The organism is Variovorax sp. LARHSF232, assembly GCF_052871435.1.
The window spans coordinates 70282-87406 of record NZ_JBIXJS010000006.1 but is presented as its reverse complement, the minus strand read 5'-3'; the positions used below and the strand labels follow the sequence as shown (position 1 = coordinate 87406).

The 17125-nt window shown below is 68.0% G+C and carries 15 protein-coding genes; 7 read left to right on the top strand and 8 right to left on the bottom strand.

Features of this window, described 5'->3' with window-relative positions:
• Window positions 1-60 precede the first annotated feature (60 nt).
• Window positions 61-648: a DUF4124 domain-containing protein gene (locus tag ACIPRI_RS16470; protein WP_446622542.1), complete on the top strand. Its 588-nt coding sequence runs from the start codon at window positions 61-63 to the stop codon at window positions 646-648.
• 22 nt (window positions 649-670) lie between these two features.
• A complete protein-coding gene (locus ACIPRI_RS16465) occupies window positions 671-1567 on the top strand; it encodes a hypothetical protein (protein ID WP_446622541.1) in 897 nt (298 codons plus the stop codon).
• Window positions 1568-1587: 20 nt separating this feature from the next.
• Here the strand turns inward: ACIPRI_RS16465 and ACIPRI_RS16460 are convergent, their stop codons facing one another.
• On the bottom strand, window positions 1588-2568 hold the full coding sequence (locus ACIPRI_RS16460) for a tripartite tricarboxylate transporter substrate-binding protein (protein ID WP_446622540.1): 981 nt from the start codon (window positions 2566-2568) through the stop codon (window positions 1588-1590).
• Window positions 2569-2643: 75 nt separating this feature from the next.
• Between ACIPRI_RS16460 and ACIPRI_RS16455 the strand changes: the two genes are divergently transcribed.
• The 4 genes from ACIPRI_RS16455 to ACIPRI_RS16440 all read left to right on the top strand — a co-directional run bounded on the left by ACIPRI_RS16455 (window position 2644) and on the right by ACIPRI_RS16440 (window position 7415).
• Window positions 2644-4458 carry a sensor histidine kinase gene (locus ACIPRI_RS16455; protein ID WP_446622539.1) on the top strand — a complete coding sequence of 605 codons (1815 nt, stop codon included), beginning with the start codon at window positions 2644-2646 and terminating at the stop codon, window positions 4456-4458.
• Between the two features lie 10 nt (window positions 4459-4468).
• Window positions 4469-5080: a response regulator transcription factor gene (locus ACIPRI_RS16450; RefSeq protein WP_446622538.1), complete on the top strand. Its 612-nt coding sequence runs from the start codon at window positions 4469-4471 to the stop codon at window positions 5078-5080.
• A gap of 99 nt (window positions 5081-5179) precedes the next feature.
• The gene (locus tag ACIPRI_RS16445; protein ID WP_446622537.1) at window positions 5180-5560 is read left to right on the top strand and encodes a response regulator; all 381 of its coding nucleotides are present in this window, start codon (window positions 5180-5182) and stop codon (window positions 5558-5560) included.
• Window positions 5561-5762: 202 nt separating this feature from the next.
• The gene (locus ACIPRI_RS16440; protein ID WP_446622536.1) at window positions 5763-7415 is read left to right on the top strand and encodes an arylsulfatase; all 1653 of its coding nucleotides are present in this window, start codon (window positions 5763-5765) and stop codon (window positions 7413-7415) included.
• 52 nt (window positions 7416-7467) lie between these two features.
• Here the strand turns inward: ACIPRI_RS16440 and ACIPRI_RS16435 are convergent, their stop codons facing one another.
• From ACIPRI_RS16435 to ACIPRI_RS16405, 7 genes are all read right to left on the bottom strand, one after another.
• Window positions 7468-8634 (bottom strand): acyl-CoA dehydrogenase family protein, encoded by a 1167-nt coding sequence (locus tag ACIPRI_RS16435; RefSeq protein ID WP_446622535.1) that lies wholly within the window; start codon window positions 8632-8634, stop codon window positions 7468-7470.
• A 4-nt stretch (window positions 8635-8638) separates the two neighbouring features.
• Window positions 8639-9799: an acyl-CoA dehydrogenase family protein gene (locus ACIPRI_RS16430; RefSeq protein WP_446622534.1), complete on the bottom strand. Its 1161-nt coding sequence runs from the start codon at window positions 9797-9799 to the stop codon at window positions 8639-8641.
• Window positions 9800-9812: 13 nt separating this feature from the next.
• Window positions 9813-10715 carry an SDR family oxidoreductase gene (locus ACIPRI_RS16425; RefSeq protein WP_446622533.1) on the bottom strand — a complete coding sequence of 301 codons (903 nt, stop codon included), beginning with the start codon at window positions 10713-10715 and terminating at the stop codon, window positions 9813-9815.
• Window positions 10716-10743: 28 nt separating this feature from the next.
• Complete coding sequence (locus tag ACIPRI_RS16420) at window positions 10744-12708, bottom strand: acetyl/propionyl/methylcrotonyl-CoA carboxylase subunit alpha (RefSeq protein WP_446622532.1); 1965 nt, start codon at window positions 12706-12708, stop codon at window positions 10744-10746.
• On the bottom strand, window positions 12705-14324 hold the full coding sequence (locus ACIPRI_RS16415; RefSeq protein WP_446622531.1) for an acyl-CoA carboxylase subunit beta: 1620 nt from the start codon (window positions 14322-14324) through the stop codon (window positions 12705-12707). The genes ACIPRI_RS16420 and ACIPRI_RS16415 overlap by 4 nt, the downstream gene beginning before the upstream one ends.
• Before the next feature lie 77 nt (window positions 14325-14401).
• Entirely contained in the window at window positions 14402-15271 is an 870-nt protein-coding gene (locus ACIPRI_RS16410) for an AraC family transcriptional regulator (RefSeq protein WP_446622530.1), read from the bottom strand.
• Window positions 15210-15449: a hypothetical protein gene (locus ACIPRI_RS16405; RefSeq protein WP_446622529.1), complete on the bottom strand. Its 240-nt coding sequence runs from the start codon at window positions 15447-15449 to the stop codon at window positions 15210-15212. Before ACIPRI_RS16405 ends, ACIPRI_RS16410 begins: the two co-directional genes overlap by 62 nt.
• Before the next feature lie 104 nt (window positions 15450-15553).
• Here ACIPRI_RS16405 and ACIPRI_RS16400 point away from each other — a divergent pair, with 104 nt between their 5' ends.
• Window positions 15554-17113, top strand: coding sequence for a long-chain-fatty-acid--CoA ligase (locus ACIPRI_RS16400; protein WP_446622528.1), 1560 nt, complete (start codon window positions 15554-15556; stop codon window positions 17111-17113).
• Window positions 17114-17125: the final 12 nt, after the last annotated feature.

The following is a 17125-nucleotide window of genomic DNA, read 5'->3' as shown; positions in this document are numbered from 1 at the left end:
GGCCGGACGGGCGCCGGCATCCTTGATATGGCGCAAGTCACTGGCGCACAATGAACGCTCATGCGCAGCCAACTTCTTCTACTGCCAGCGATGCTGGCCGGGTTCTTCCTGGCTTCGTCGGGCGCGGCTGCCGAGGTGCTGCGCTGCGAGGACGCGGCCGGCAAGGTGAGCTACACCGACGGCGCCTGCCCCGCGGGCACCCGGCCGCAACGCAGTGTCTCCACCCAGGCGCCGGTCAGCGTGCTGCCGGATCCGCAGGGCGATCGCGCCAGGGCCGCCCGCGAGCGCGAAGCCCAGGACAGCGCCGCGCTGCGCCCGCCGCCGCCATCGGCTCCCACCGGCGCGGTCATCATCGACGGGCGCGGCAGCGGCCCCAGCGAGCGCACCGAGGCGCAGCGCTGGGACACCGACCGTGGCAGCGATCCGGTGCTGGCCGACGAAGGCTACTACCCCTATCCCTATCCCTACGCGGGCGGCGTCAACCGCCCGCCGCGCGACATGCGTCCGCGCATCCGCAACTGCGACGCGACCGGCTGCACCGACACGCAGGGCAACACCTACAACCAGAACAGCGGACAACTGGACCGCTACCGGAGCATCGACGGCAAGACCTGCCGGCCGGTGGGCACGACCACGGTCTGCCGGTGAGCACTTTTTCTGGAGCTGCTCCATGAACACAACACTGTCCTGCCCGCGCGTTGCCCCGCCCCGCTCGACGGCGCCGCCGGGGGACAAGCGTCGTCTGCTGTCCGTTTTCCTTCTGATGGCGTGTGCCGGATGGGCGTCGAATGCCGCGCATGCGCAAGCCAGTGCATCGAGTGAAACGCGCGCCGGCGACTGGCGCTATTCGCTGTCGGTGTACGGCTACCTGCCGAGCATCAGCGGATCGTCCAGCGTCCCGACCTCACCCGGTGGACCGACGCTCGACGTCAGTGCCAGCAAGATCGTCGACTCGCTGAAGTTCACCTTCATGGGCGCCTTCGACGCCCACAACGGCCGGTGGGGCGTGTTCACCGATTTCATCTATCTCGACCTGGGCAACACCCAACAAGGCAGCCGCGATTTCACGATCGGCCACCAGGCGATTCCTGCCAACACCTCGGCCGACCTGAGCTGGGATCTCAAGGGTGTCCTGTGGACCGTGGGCGGGCAGTACCGCCTGGCCTCCGATGCCAGGCTGACCGTGGATGCGCTGGCCGGTGCGCGCCTTCTATCCATGAAGCCGTCGCTGGCCTGGAACATCCACGGCGATCTCGGCCCGATCTCGACGGCGGGGCGCACGGGCAGTTCGGAAGCCAGCGAAACGCTGTGGGATGGCATCGTCGGCGCCAAGGGCCGGTATGTGCCGAGCGATTCCGGCAAATGGTCCTTGCCCTTCTACGTCGACGTGGGAACGGGCCAGTCGCGTCTTACGTGGCAGGCGGCGGCGGGCGTCAGCTACGCGTTCTCCTGGGGCGAGCTCACCGGGATGTGGCGCCATATCGACTACGACATGAAATCGAACAGCGGTCCGCTGGAGGACCTGCGTTTCGACGGGCCGATGCTCGGCGCGACCTTCCGTTGGTAAGGGCGCCCTGACTGGCGGGGCTACGGCGAATCGGCGCGAAAGCCCGAGAGCTTGATGACGGGCGCCCAGCGGGCGATGTCCGCCGCCAGAATCGCCTTGAGGGCCTCGGGAGTGGTGCCGGTAGGCTCGACGCCAAGATCGCGCATCAACTTGCGCGTGTCCGCCGATTGGACCGTGGCCGCGAGGGCGGCCGACCACCGGTCGATCACTGGCTTGGGCGTCTTGGCCGGCGCAAAGATACCCACCCAACCCGTCGCCTGGACAGCGGGGTAGCCCTGCTCGGCAAAGGTGGGGATGTCGGGCAACCGGGCCAGTCGGCGGGCGCCCGACGTGGCGATGATCCGCAGTCGCCCCGCGCGGTGCAGATCGATCAGGTCGGACACCACCGAGATGCCTGAGGGGACGGTGCCTTCGATCAGGTCGATCGACATCGGGCCGAATCCCTTGTAGGCGATGTGCGTCATCTCGACCCCGATCGCGCGCGCCATCATGACCCCCAGAAAGTGGGGCAGTGTTCCGGCACCGGGACTTCCGTAGAAGGCCTTGGAAGGATGCGCCTTCTGCCAAGCGACGTATTCGGGCAAGCTTTGCGCCGGATGGCTGGTAGGCACTGCCAACGCGTACTCGTAGGTGGCGATCTGCGACACGGGGACGAAGTCGTGCGTCGGGTCGTAGCGGACATCCTTGTAGATCAGCGGAGCCAGCACCGGTACCGCGATGGGCAGGTATCCCATCGTCGTGCCATCGGGTGCCGCGCCCTTGAGCGCCAGGGCGGCGATGCGCCCACCGGCGCCTGGCCGTTCTTCCACGAATACCTGCTGTCCGAGCTGGCCGCGCAGATGTTCGGCCAGGTGGAAGGCGACTGTCCTGCCCGAGCCACCCTCGAAGGCGAGCAGGATCTTGGCGGGGCCTGGGCTTGCATCCTCGGCGCTCGCGTCGACGCCAAGACCCGAGGACAGGCCCACAACGATGATCGACAGAATGATCCGCACCCAACCCATGCCATCTGCTCCCGGGCTCGTCCTTGGCTCGAACGGCGGACCGGAGGATACTCTCGCCGAGCCATTCAGCGCTGCATGAACGAGCCCCAAACATCCCTGACCGTCGATCTGCTGCGCTTCGAGAGTCTGCTGTCCGAGCTGTCGGCGGACTTCATCGACCTTGCGCCGCAGCACATCGACCGTGCCATCCAGGACAGCCTGGAGCGCATCGTGCAAGCCTTGCAGATCGAGCGGTGCACCCTCAACCGGCTCTATCCCTTGACCGGCTGGATCGAAGTCACGCATTCGTTTGCAGTGGACGGTGTTGAGCCGGTCGCTCGTTCGCTGCCGGCTCGCTCCATGTTTCCGTGGGTCTCGTCCAGGGCGTTCCAGAACCTCGCCACGGTCTTCGAGCGGCTCGACGACCTGCCGCCCGAGGCGAGCGTCGACAAGCAAAACTATCGCAGGATCGGCCTCAAGTCCCATGTGACCATGCCCATCGTCGTCGCTGGGGAATTGCACGGCTCGTTGAGCTTCGGCTGCATTCGTGCCGAACGCAAATGGCCCGACGGTCTGTTGAAACGGCTGCGGCTGCTGACGCAAATCTTCGGTAGCGCCCTGGCCCGCAAGCAGACGCAGGAAGTGCTGGACATTGCGATCGGATTCGAACGCTTGGCCAGCAGCATTCTGGCCTCCCTGGTGCTGGTCAAGCCAGGCGACGAAGGCAGCGCCATATTGCTGGGCCTGCAGCAGATCGGCGAGTTCGTCGGGGCCGAACATGTCTCGCTCTGGGCGTACGACGGGGTCGCGCACTTCGTTCCCACCCGGCGCTGGGATGCGCGGGGCTTCGCTTCCCCCACGTCTGCGGAAATGTCCAGCATGCCCCCCTGGATCAATGCTCAAGTTGCTGCCGGTCAGGTCGTCCGCGTGCCAGCGGTTGCCGATCTCTCGGCCATGGCGCCGAGGGACTGCCTTGCGCTGAAGGCCGAGGGCGTGCGGTCTTTGATGGTCGTCCCGATCGCGGTGGCCGGGCGGGTTGCGGGTGCGCTGTCGCTTGCGAGCCTGCGGCGCGAGCACCAATGGCCCGATGCGCTGACGCCGGGTGTCGGCCTGCTGGCCGAGGTCTTCGCCAGCCTGCATGCGCGGGAGGCGGCCGAGCGGCGCAAATTTGCCGCGGAGGTCGAGGCTGCCCACTGGCGCGAACGCCTGGCCCATCTGGTGCGCGTGCACACGGCAGGAGAAATGTCGGTGGCGCTTGCCCACGAGATCACCCAGCCGCTGGGCGCCATCGAGAACTACGCGCTGGCTGCTCGCCGGCGCGCAGGGGAGGCCGCGCCCGACCTGCCGCGCATTGTCGAATTGCTCGACAAGGTGATTGGCCAGACCACGCGTGCCGGGGACGTGGTGACGCGCATGCGCAGCATGGCGCAACGGCACGAATTGGAGCCCAAGGCCATCGATCTGGAGCGCGCGATCGGTGAATGCGTCGGCACGGTGAAGATGGATTGCGAGTTGCGCGACATCCGCATCGAGCTGGCTCCCGCGCCGTCCTTGCCGATGGTTGTGGTCGACGAGATCCATCTGCAGCAGGTCGTGCTGAACCTGCTGCGCAATGCCATGGAGGCGATCGAATTGGCGCCGGCGGGCGGCGCACGAGCGATCACCGTCGCGGCCCGCCTCCAAAGCTGCGACGAAGTGCTGATTGAGGTGGCCGACTGCGGCACCGGGATCGCGGAAGGCGACCTGGAGCGCGTTTTCGAATCCTTCTACTCCACCAAGTCCGGCGGCCTGGGCGTGGGCCTGGCCATCTGCCGCAAACTGATCGAATCCCATGGCGGCAAGTTGTGGGCGTCGCACCGCGAAGGGGGCGGTGCGCTGTTCAGCTTCACCTTGCCACTGGCTGTTCGCTAGACTAAAACCCATGTCCGATCCCACCGTTTTCATCATCGACGACGACGAGGCCTACCGGGATTCGGTGTGCGAACTGCTGAACTCGGTCGGGTTGCCCGCGGAGACTTTCAACTCGGCCATCGATTTCCTGGCAGCCTTCGACCCCGCGCGGCCCGGCTGCCTGGTGCTGGATGTGCGCATGGCGCGCATGAGTGGCCTGGCCCTGCAGGAGCGTTTGGCGGCCATGGCTGCGCGCATCCCTATCGTCTTCATCAGCGGCCACGGCGACATCGCGATGGCGGTCAAGGCTGTCAAGGACGGGGCGGTGGACTTCGTCCAGAAGCCCTATCGGGAGCAGCAGTTGCTCGACGCCATCGACGAGGCGCTGCGCCGCGACGCGCAGCAGCGTGCGCCTGCGCAGGATGCCAGCCCGGGCCTGCTTGCACGCGTCCAGGCGTTGACGGCACGCGAGAGCGAGGTGATGTCGCTCGCTCTCAAGGGCTGGTCGAGCAAGGTCATTGCCAAGGAACTGGCCATCAGCCACCGCACCGTCGAGCAGCACCGCAGCCGGTTGCTCGAGAAGCTGGGTGTGGCCTCGATCAGCGAGCTGATGCGCCTTCGCCTCGACCAGCCAGCCGAATAGCGCAGCAGAGGGCTGCGCACCACGTACGTGGACTGCGTGGCCGCCCGGATGGCTCCCCTGTTCGTGCCCGGTCACCATGGACCCTCCGAAGAGGGAGTCATGCCAATCACCGCCTATGTCGTTGCCGCCGAGGCTGCCGAGCGAACGTGGATCGATGCGGCGCTCGCGCAAGGATCCGGCATCGACATCGTGTTTTCCGACGATGGCGCATCTCTGCTGGACCGTCTGCCAACTGGCCTCAGCTGCGTGATTGCAATGGCCGATCTCGATGAGGCCGCGACGCTCGCCCTGGTGCAGGAACTGAAGCGGCGCGACGCCAAGCTGCCGGTGATCGTGCTGGGCCCGCACAGCGCCTTTCGCACGGCGGTCGAGATTGCCCGGCTCCCCGCCACCGATTTTCTGGAGCGCCCGGTCAGCGCGCACCAGCTGCGCGCGGCCGTGCGGGCTTGTTTTTCGGTCAACACGGGCGCCCAGGCGTGAGACGTTCGGTGTTGCTCAAACGGCCGCCCATACGGCGACTCACCGACGACCACTTACGACCACTTACGTGCAAGGCGTGTCGTGCAGCGCCATCGAGGCAATGCATACCAAAGACCAGTTCCCGATGGAGCCGCCTTCTGATACAAGCTCACGGCGCAAAGGGCGACCCCGCCCTTGCCCATACGACGAAAGGAACACGTCCGTGAAAACTGCTTCAAAGATCCTGGCTGCAGGGCTGATGAGCCTGGCGGCACTATCGGCAAGCGCCCAGCAGAGCAAGCCCAACATCATCCTGCTTGTCTCGGACGACACGGGATACGGTGATCTGGGGCCCTATGGCGGCGGCGAGGGGCGAGGCATGGCCACGCCCAACATCGACCGGCTGGCCAACGAGGGCATGACCTTCTACTCGTTCTACGCGCAGCCCAGCTGCACGCCGGGGCGCGCGGCCATGCAGACCGGGCGCATTCCCAACCGCAGCGGCATGACCACCGTGGCCTTCCAGGGCCAGGGCGGCGGCCTGCCGGCAGCCGAATGGACACTGGCCTCGGTGCTGAAGACGTCCGGCTACAAGACCTTCTTCACCGGCAAGTGGCACCTGGGCGAGGCCGACTACGCCATGCCCCACGCGCAGGGCTACGACGAGATGCGCTACGTCGGGCTGTACCACCTGAACGCCTACACCTACGCGGACCCGACCTGGTTCCCGGACATGAGCGACGAGCTGCGCACGATGTTCAAGAAGGTCACGATCGGATCGATTTCCGGCAAGGCGGGCCAGAAGTGGACGGAAGACTTCAAGATCAACGGCCAGTACGTCGACACGCCCACCGCGAAGACGCCTGACTATCCCAACGGCGTGGTCGGCATCCCGTACTTCGACGGCTATGTGCAGAAGGCGGCGATGGAATACCTGGACCAGGCCGCCAAGTCGAAGGAACCCTTCTTCATGAACGTCAACTTCATGAAGGTGCACCAGCCGAACCTGCCGCACCCGGACTTCCGCGGAAAGTCGGCGTCCAGGTCGAAGTACGCCGACTCGGTGGTCGAGCTCGATGCCCGCATCGGCGCCATCATGGACAAGGTGCGCGCCCTGGGCCTGGACAAGAACACCCTGGTTTTCTACACCACCGACAACGGCGCCTGGCAGGACGTCTATCCGGACGCGGGCTACACGCCCTTCCGCGGCACGAAGGGGACGGTGCGCGAAGGCGGCAACCGCGTGCCGGCCATCGCCTGGATGCCCGGCAAGATCAAGCCCGGCACGAAGAACCACGACATCGTCGGCGGCCTCGACCTGATGTCGACCTTTGCAGCCGTCGGCGGCGCCAAGCTGCCGGAGAAGGACCGCGACGGCAAGCCGATCATCTTCGACAGTTTCGACATGTCGCCGGTGCTGTTCGGAACCGGCAAGTCCAAGCGCAACGAGTGGTTCTTCTTCACCGAGAACGAGCTGACCCCCGGCGCCGCGCGGGTGGGCAACTACAAGGCGGTGTTCAACCTGCGCGGGGACAACGGCGCATCGACCGGCGGCCTGGCGGTCGACACGAACCTGGGCTGGAAGGGCGCGGAGAAGTACGTGGCCACCGTGCCCCAGGTCTTCGACCTGTGGCAGGACCCGCAGGAGCGCTACGACCTCTTCATGAACAACTACACCGAGCGCACCTGGACCCTGGTGACCATCAACCAGGCGATCACCGAGAAGATGAAGACGTACGTCAAGTACCCGCCGCGCAAGCTGCAAAGCGAGGGCTACTCAGGCCCCATCACCCTGACGCAGTACCAGCGCCTGGCCAACGTGCGTGAAGCGCTCGAGAAGGAAGGGTTCAAGCTGCCGATGCCGAACGGCAATTGACGTGGTGTCGGCGCGCAGGGCCGGGGCGGCGCTGCCCTCCCGCGCGCCGGCCTCACCAGCCCATCTGCCTGGCTGCGAGCTCCTTCATGATTTCCTCGGCGCCGCCGCCGATCATCATCACCTTGACCTCGCGGTAGATGCGCTCGCTCACCGTGCCGCGCATGAAGCCCATGCCGCCCAGGACCTGCACGGCGGCGTCGGCGCAGAACTGCATGGTCTGCGTCGCGTGGTTCTTCAACAGGCACACCTGCGACACCCATTCCGGCGCGTTGACGATGCCCTGCGCCTCCAGCGCATCGCCTTGCGCTGCCACCGATTCGAGCCAGGCCTCGGTCGATGCAATGCGCATCTGCATGTCGACCAGCTTGTGGCGCACCGCCTGGTGCCCGATGAGCGGGCCTCCAAAAGCCTGGCGCTGGCGTGCCCAGGCCAGGGCCTCGTCCAGGCAGGCCTGGGCAAAGCCCAGCGCCGCCGCGGCCAGGCCGAAGCGCTCGCCGTTGAAGTTGGCCATGATCATGCGAAAGCCCGCGCCCTCGGCGCCCAGCAGGTAGCGAGCCGGCACGCGCACGCCGTCGAAATGCAGCTGCGCGGTGTCGGAGCATTGCCAGCCCATCTTGGCCAGCCGGGTGCGCCGGATGCCCGGCAGGTCGCCGGGCACCAGCAGCATCGAGATGCCGCCGGCGCCGCGCGAGGCCGGCTCGGTGCGCACGGCCAGCGTCAGCCAGTCGGCGCGCATGCCGGAAGTGATGAAGGTCTTCTCGCCGTCGACGATGTAGTGCTCGCCCTCGCGCCGCGCCGTCGTGCGCAGCGCCGCCACGTCGGAGCCGCCGCCCGGCTCGGTGATGGCCAGCGCGGCGATCTTCTCGCCGGCCAGCACGGACGGCACCACTTCGCGCTGCACCGCTTCGCTGCCATGCGCGATCACCGGCGGCAGGCCGATGTTGTGCGAGAACAGGCTGGCCAGCACGCCGCCGCTCGCGCCATGGCGCGCCAAGGCGACCCACACCGGCAGCTTGAGCGAGAGCGAGGCCGGCGTGCCGCCCAGCGCCTCCGGATAGCCGATGCCCAGAAAGCCCAGTTCGCCGGCGCGCTGGTACAAGGCGCGCGGGAACTCGCCGGCATCGTCCCAGGCCGTGGCGTGGGGCGCGATCTCGCTCTTGGCAAAGCGCGCGACCGAATCGGCCAGCGCCTCGCGGGTGGCGCGCAGGTCCTCGTTCATTCGACTAGCCGCGCGGCGGCCGCTTGGCAATGCCCATGGTCTTGGCCAGGATGCCCAGCATCACCTCGTCGGCGCCGCCGCCGATGGAGCCCAGCCGGCCGTCGCGGAACAGGCGCGACACGCGGTTCTCCCAGGTGAAACCCATGCCGCCCCAGAACTGCAGGCAGGTGTCGGACACCTCGCGCGTCAGCCGCCCGGTCTTGAGCTTGGCCATGGACGCGAGCTCGGTCACGTCTTCGCCCTGCACATGCAGGTCGCAGGCGCGGTAGGTGAGGGCGCGCAGGGCTTCCACCTCGGTCTTGAGCTCGGCCAGCTTGAACTGCACCCATTGCTGGTCGGCCAGGGTGCCGCCGAACAGCTGGCGCTGCTGCGCCCATTCGATGGTGTCGGCAATGCACTGCTCCATCGGCGCCAGCGAACTGGCGGCGCACCACAGCCGCTCTTCCTGGAACTGCTGCATCTGGTAGACGAAGCCCTGGCCTTCCTCGCCGATGCGATTGCGCTGCGGCACCCGCACGTTGTCGAAGTAGATGAGGCCGGTGTCGCTGGAATGCATGCCGATCTTGCGGATCTTCTTGGCCTTCTCGATGCCGGGCGAATCCATCGGCACCATGACGAGCGACTTGTTGCGATGCGCGGGACCGTCGCTGGTGTTGACCAGCATGCACATCCAGTCGGCCTGCAGGCTGTTGGTGATCCACATCTTCTGGCCGCTGATGAGGTAGTCGTCGCCATCCTTGTGGGCGTAGCTCTTCAGGCCCGCCACGTCGCTGCCGGCGCCGGGTTCGCTGACGCCGATGCAGCCCACCGTCTCGCCGGCGATGGCCGGCGCCAGGAACTCGCGGCGTAACTCGTCGCTGCCGAAGCGGGCCAGCGCCGGTGTGCACATGTCGGTCTGCACGCCGATCGCCATCGGCACGCCGCCGCAGCTCACATGGCCCAGCGCTTCGGTGAAGGCCATGGCGTAGGAATAGTCCAGGCCGGCGCCGCCGTAGGCCTCGGGCTTGTTCAGGCCCAACAGGCCCAGCGCGCCGAGCTTCCTGAAGACCTCGTGCGCCGGGAACATTTCGGCTTCTTCCCATTCGTCCACATGCGGGTTGATCTCCGTGTCGATGAAACGGCGCATCGTCTTCTGGATTTCGAGGTGTTCGTGGGTGTAGTGCATGGCGATGTCTCCATCAGTTCTGTTCTTTGAAAATCTTCGGCATCACGGCCCGGTGAAAGCCGTCGAAGGGCCGCACTGCGGCGCGCTGGCGCACATCGGCATCCGGCGTTGCCATCGGCCAGCCCATGCGCACCTGCGGCCGGGCACCGTCCACCCGCAGCACCGCGCCGCTGATGAAGGCCGCCGCGGGGCAGAGCAGAAAGACCACCGCCGCCGACGTCTCTGACTCGGTGCCGAAGCGGCCGGCCGGCACCGTGCGCGGCATGGCGCGCAGCATGTCGCCGGCCTCGGGTGGGTAGTGGTCCATGCCGCTGGAGGCGATGTAGCCCGGCGCCACCGCGTTCACCCGCACGCCCTGCGCCGCCCATTCCAGCGCTGCGGTCTCGGTGAAGCTGACCATGCCGGCGCGCGCCGCGCCGCTGTGGCCCATGTTGGGCATGGAGCCCCACATGTCGGCCACGATGTTCACGACCGAGCCGCCCTGGTGCTGCATGGCTTGCGTGAAGCATTCGCGCGCCATCAGGAAGCCGCCCGTGAGGTTGGTGTCGATCACCGCGCCCCAGCCCTTGGCCGAAATGGACGCGAGCGGCGCGATGTACTGGCCGCCGGCGTTGTTGACCAGCGCGTCGATGCGGCCGTGCGCGGCCAGCACCTGGCCAACTGTGGCGCGCACCGCTTCTTCGTTGCGGATGTCGCAGGCGGCGATGCTGGCGCGGCCGCCGTCTTCCTGGATCTCGGCCTGCACCGCCTGCAGCTTCTCGGCCTTGCGCCCCACCAGCACCACGTGGGCGCCCAGGGCCGCCAGTTCGTGCGCGCAGCAGCGGCCGATGCCGGAGCCGCCGCCGGTGACGATGGCCACCTGCCCCTTGAACAGGCCGGGGGCGAAGACGGATCGGTAAGGGGTGGCGGATGTCATCGCATGCCTCGTGTTCGTGTCTCTGGCTTCAGGGTAGCGCAGCCACTTGCGCCACCACTTGGCGCAGGGTGACCTGCTCGCCCAGCGCGACGTGCAGCGCGGCCAATCGGCCCGCGTGCGGCGCGCAGTGCAGATGTTCCATCTTCATCGCCTCCAGGGTGACCAGGGGCTGGCCGGCAGCGACCAGATCGCCTTCGGCGGCCAGCAGTGCCGTGACGCGGCCGCTCATGGCGGCGCGCAGCAGGCCATCGCCGGCGCTGTTGTCCGTGCCCTCGGGCGGCGCCAGCGAGGTGTCGCGCAGTTCGTGGGCGCGGCCGGCGATGTGCAGCAGCAACCGGTCGCCGGCGCGGGCACAGACCAGCGGCGACTGCACGCCGTCTTCTTGCAAGACGAGCAGCCGGCCTTCGCCCGGATGCGCAAGCGCGATTTCCACCGGCGCCGCGCCGTCGAGGGCGACCGCGTAGCGCCCGTGCGCCACGCGCCGCACCCGGGCCTGGTGGGCATGGCCATCCAGCACAAAGCGCAGCGGTGCCGCCAGCGTGTGGGCCAGCGGCGAGGGTGCGCGCTGGCTGCCGGCCTGAAGCACGGCGGCAGCCAGCACAGCCACTTTGGCCCGGGCCTGCGCATCGTCAGCCAGCAGTTCGGCTTGATGCTGCCCGATGAAGGCCGTCGTTGCGTCGCCGGCCGCAAAGACCGGATGCGCCAGGCAGCGCTGCAGGAAGTGCTGGTTCGTTTCCACGCCCAGCACCACCGTGTCGGCCAGCCCCGCAAGCAGGCGCTGGCGGGCCTCGGCGCGCGTCGCGCCATGGGCAATCAGCTTGGCGATCATCGAGTCGTAGTAGGGCGGCACTTCGCTGCCTGAGCGCAGCGCATGCTCCACCCGCAGCGATGGCGATGGCTGCCACAGCGCGAGAGCGCCGCTGTGCGGCATGAAGTCTTCGTGCGGGTTCTCGGCGCACAGCCGCACCTCGATGGCATGGCCCTCGAAGCGCACATCTTCCTGCCGCAGCAGCAAGGGCTCGCCGGCCGCGATGCGCAGCTGAAGCGCCACCAGGTCCAGCCCGGTCAACGCTTCGGTCACTGGGTGCTCCACCTGCAGCCGCGTGTTCATTTCCATGAACCAGAAGCCGCCCTTGGCGTCGAGCAGAAATTCGAGCGTGCCCGCGCCTTCGTAGCCGATGGCGCGCACCGCCGCCAGCGCCGCCTCGCCCATGCGCTCGCGCAGCGCGCGCGATACCGCCGGCGAGGGCGCTTCTTCGATGATCTTCTGATGGCGCCGCTGTACCGAGCAGTCGCGCTCGCCCAGGTGGATGGCATGGCCGTGGCGATCCGCCATCACCTGGATCTCGATATGGCGCGGCGCCTGTACGGCGCGCTCCAGGATCACGGTGGCATCGCCAAAGGCATGCAGCGCTTCGGACTGTGCGCTTTGCAGCAGCGCGTCGAACTGCTGGGGCGCGCTGACGAGCCGCATGCCGCGCCCGCCGCCGCCCGCCGTGGCCTTGATCATCAGCGGCCAGCCGAGCTGCTGCGCCTCGCGCTTCAAGGTGGTGGCGCTCTGATCCTCGCCCTGGTAGCCGGCAATGCAGGGCACGCCGGCCGCCTGCATCAGGCGCTTGGCGCCGGCCTTGTCCCCCATGGCGCGGATCGCTTCGGGCGAGGGGCCGACGAAGACCAGGCCGGCATCGCAACAGGCCTGGGCGAAGGCGGCGCTCTCGGCCAGGAAGCCATAGCCGGGATGTACCGCGTCGGCGCCGGTGGCGCGTGCTGCCGCCAGGATGGCGTCGATGTTCAGGTAGCTCTGGGCCGGCAGGGCCTCGCCGATGCATACGGCCTCGTCGGCTTGCTGGACATGAGGGGAATCCGCGTCGACCGTGGAATGCACCGCGACCGTTCGCAGGCCCATGGCCTTGGCCGTGCGCATCACCCGCACGGCGATCTCGCCGCGGTTGGCAATCAAGAGCTTCTGGAACGTGGCCCCCACGCCCGTCATGGCCGCGCCACCGAAAACTGCATGGCTTGGGGCATGCGGCGCTCGCTGCTGCGGCACACGGCGAACAGTTCGGCCAGCACCGCCCGCGTGTCGCGCGGATCGATCACGCCATCGTCCAGCAGCAGCGCGCTGGTCGTGAACACGCTCATCTGCCGCTCGAAGCGCTCGACGATCTGCTGCTGCATGGCCTCCAGCTTGGCCGGGTCGGCCGTGCCGCCCTTGCGGGCGAGGCCGGCCTCCATCACGATGGCCATGGTCCTGGCGGCCTGCTCGCCGCCCATCACCGCGGTGCGCGCGTTGGGCCATGACAGGGCAAAGCGCGGCGCAAAGCCGCGCCCGCACATGCCGTAGTTGCCGGCGCCGTACGAGGCGCCGCAATGCAGGGTGATCTGCGGCACCGTCGCATTGGTCACGGCCTGGATCATCTTGGCCCCGTGCTTGATGATGCCGGCCTCCTCGTGCGCTACGCCCACCATGTAGCCGGTGATGTTCTGCAAGTAAAGGAGCGGGGTGCGCGACTGGCAGCAGGCCTGGATGAAGTGTGTGGCCTTCACCGCGCCATCCGAATCGATGGGGCCGTTGTTGGTGATCACGCCCAGCGCATGGCCTTCCAGCCGGATGTGGCCGCAGACGGTGGCGCTGCCGTAGTTCTCGGAAAAGGGCAGGAACTCGGAGTTGTCGGCAATGCGCGCGATCACCTCGCGCATGTCCACCGGCCGCTTGGGGTCGGCCGGCATGACGCCAGCCAGGTCTTCGGCATCGAAGCGCGGTGGCCCGAAGGCGCGCGCCGGCGCGTCGCCGCGCCGTTCCCAGTCGATGCCGGCCAGGATATCGCGCGCGATGCGGATGGCATCGCGGTCGTCTTCGGCCAGGTAGTCGCCCAGGCCCGACACATGGGTGTGCATCACCGCGCCGCCCAAGGCTTCCTCGGTGGCGATCTCGCCGGTAGCGGCCTTCAAGAGGGGCGGGCCTGCCAGGAAGGCGCGCGAGCGGCCGCGCACCATCACGATGTAGTCCGACAGGCCGGTCTGGTAGGCGCCGCCCGCGGTGGAGGAGCCATGCGTCACCGTCACCACCGGCAGCCCGGCGGCCGACATGCGCGCCAGGTTGCGAAAGATCTGGCCGCCGCGCACGAACTCCTCGACCCGGTACTGCATGAGGTTGGCGCCGGCGCTTTCCACCAACTGCAAGAAGGGCAGCTTGTTCTCCAGCGCGATCTCCTGCATGCGCAACTGCTTGTCCAGTCCCATGGGCTGCAGCGCGCCGGCGTCGATGCCGGAATCGGACGCGCACACCATGCATCGAATGCCCGAGACGTAACCGATGCCGGCGATCACGCCGCCGCCAGGCACGCTCTTGTCCAGGTCGGGGTTGTCGCGGCCCAGGCCGGCCAGGGTGCAAAGGGGGATGAAAGGCGCCCCGACGTCCAGCAACAGCGCGATGCGTTCGCGCGGCAACAGCTGGCCGCGCTTGGCAAAGCGCTCGGCCGAGGCCTGCGAGGCCGCCGCCGACCGCGCCTCATGCGCACGCACTTGCGCCAGCAGGGCCAGCATGCTGGCGCGCTGCGCTTGAAAGTCCGTGCTGGAAGGGTGAAGACGGGATTCGATGACGGGCATGGCGTGTTGTGCAGGCGCAAGGCGCTTGCAGCACTCTAGGCCCACCTCGCAGCGCGCGCTTGCGGCAAGTGGCTACCTCAGCTGCCGCGCCGGTAGGCGCCGGGCGCGCTGCCGGTCCAGCCCTTGAAGGCCCGTTGAAAAGCCGCGCTGTCGGCAAAGCCCAGCTCGAAGGCCAGGGCCGCGAGCGGCACCGTGCTGGTGTTCAGGCGGACGATCGCGCTGTCACGGCGCAGTTCGTCCTTCAGGGATTGAAAGGAACAGCCTTCGCTGGCCAGGCGCCGCTGCAGCGTGGAGGTCGACATGTGGAGCGCCGTTGCCGTCGCCGCAAGATCGGGCCACGCCGGCTTGGCGCTTTGCAGGTGATCCCGCACGCGATCGCTGACCGCTTCGTCGCCGCGTCGCGGCACGATCACCTGGGAGTGCGCTTCGGCCAGGAAGGCGCGCAGCGCGGCCTCGCTGCGCCGGACCGGCGCCTGCAGCCACGCCGCATCGAACCACAGCGCCGAACGGCCGCACTCGAAGCGCATCGGTGCCGGAAAAACCTTGCTGTAGAGGCCTGCATACGGCGGGCTCGCAAAGGCGAAATCGAAGCGCGCGGCGGGCAGGCGGCCGCCCGCCAGCCAGGCCAGCACGCGCCAGAAAACGCGCAGCAGAAGCTCGTGCGTAAACGGTGGGTACGCCGCCGCGGGGTGGGTGAAGTGCAGCGCCACACCGGCCAGCGCGCCTTCGCGCACCGGCTCGAGCAGCACGTCGTCCTGCAGCAGGCGAAAGGTGTGCGCCACGCGGTGCAGCGCGCGATCGAGCGTGCCGGCGCTGATCGCCGAGCGCGTCATCAGGGCCAGGCTGCCGCGCTTGAGCGGCCGCGCGAGGAAGCCGAGGCATTCGTCATCCAGCCGATCCATCAGCAGGCGGAACAGCGCCACGTACTGGTCCGAGGTGACGCGCACCGGCTTGCGCAAGCAGTTCCGGCGCGATGCCCGCGCCGGCGAGCAAGGCTTCGCACGACTGGCCGCGCGCCTGTGCCCCGGACAGCATGCCCTGCACGAAGACCATCGGAATGGTGACCGGAGCACGCAGCATTTCAAGCAGAGGGGGCGGGTTGGGTGGATTGAGGTCTTTTGCCATTCGATCGACGCAATGCGCCATCGCGCGGACCGGCGGCAATTTCTACCATGAGCACACACGACAAAGAGGCCAAGGATTCCCGAGGCCGGAAGGAGACAAACAGCATGTACCTCACTCAAGCCTTGCACCGCGCGGCTCAGCAGCACCCCGATCGCATCGCGGTGCGCTTCGGCGAGCGTCAGCGCAATTTCCGCGAGTTCGCCGACCGCGTGGCGCGCCTGGCCGGCGCCTTGCGCAAGCTCGGCATGCAGACCGGCGACCGGGTCGCGATGCTGTCGCTCAACTCCGACCGCTACCTCGAATACCAGATGGCCGTGCCTTGGGGCGGTGGCGTGCTGAATCCCTGCAACATCCGCTGGTCGGCCGCGGAAATCCTCTACTCGCTGAACGATTCGGGCTCGACGATTCTTCTGGTCGATTCGACCTTCCGCCCGATGGTCGAGCAGTTCCGCGGCGACGCGGCGAGCCTGCGCGAGGTGATCTATTGCGGCGACGGCGATGCGCCGGACGGCATGCACGGCTACGAGGCGCTGCTCGCCGTCACCGACCCGGTCCCCGATGCGTTGCGCCGCGGCGACGACCTGGCCGGCATCTTCTACACCGGCGGCACCACTGGCTTTCCCAAGGGCGTGATGTTGAGCCACGGCAACCTCTGCAGCTCGGGCCTGGCCTTGCATGCGGAGGGGCTCGCCACGCAGGGCGGCACCTACCTGCACGCGGCGCCGATGTTCCACCTGGCGGATATGGGAATCTCCATGCCGCACTGGATCGAGGGCAACACGCACGCCATCGTCCCGGCCTTCAATCCCGAGCTGGTGCTGGACGCGCTGGAGCGCGAGCGTGTCACCCACGTGCTGCTGGTGCCCACCATGATCCAGATGCTGGTCGATCACCCGGCCATGAAGAAGCCGCGCGACCTGGGCGCGCTCCAGTCCATCGGCTACGGCGCCTCGCCAATCTCCGAAGCGGTGATCGAGCGCGCCATGGCGGCGCTGCCCGGCGTGGCTTTCGTGCAGGCCTACGGCATGACGGAACTGTCGCCTCTGGCCACCATCAACCCCGCCTGGTACCACACGCCGGAAGCCCGCAAGCTCGGCAAGCTGCGCTCGGCCGGCCGCGCCAGCTTCATCTGCGAGGTGAAGATCCTCGACGCGCTTGGCGTCGAGGTGCCGCGCGGCACCGTGGGCGAAGTCGTGGTGCGCGGCCCCAATGTGATGCAGGGCTACTGGAACCAGCCCGGCCTCACCGCCGCGGCGCTGCAGGGCGGCTGGATGCACACCGGCGACGGCGCCTGGATGGACGACGACGGCTTCATCTTCATCGCCGACCGGCTCAAGGACATGATCATCAGCGGCGGCGAGAACGTCTATTCGGCCGAGGTCGAGAACGCCCTGGCCCAGCATCCCGCCATTGCGGCTTGCGCGGTGATCGGCGTGCCGAGCGACGAATGGGGCGAGGCGGTGCATGCGGTGGTGGTGCGCAAGCCCGATCACGCGGTTTCGGCAGAGGCGCTGATCGCGCATTGCAAGGAGCTGATCGCCAACTACAAGTGCCCGCGCAGCGTGGAATTCGTCGACGCGCTGCCCTTGTCCGGCGCCGGCAAGGTGCTGAAAACCAAGCTGCGCGAGCCCTACTGGCAAGGCCGCGAGCGTGCGGTCGCGTGAAGCGGTGCCCCG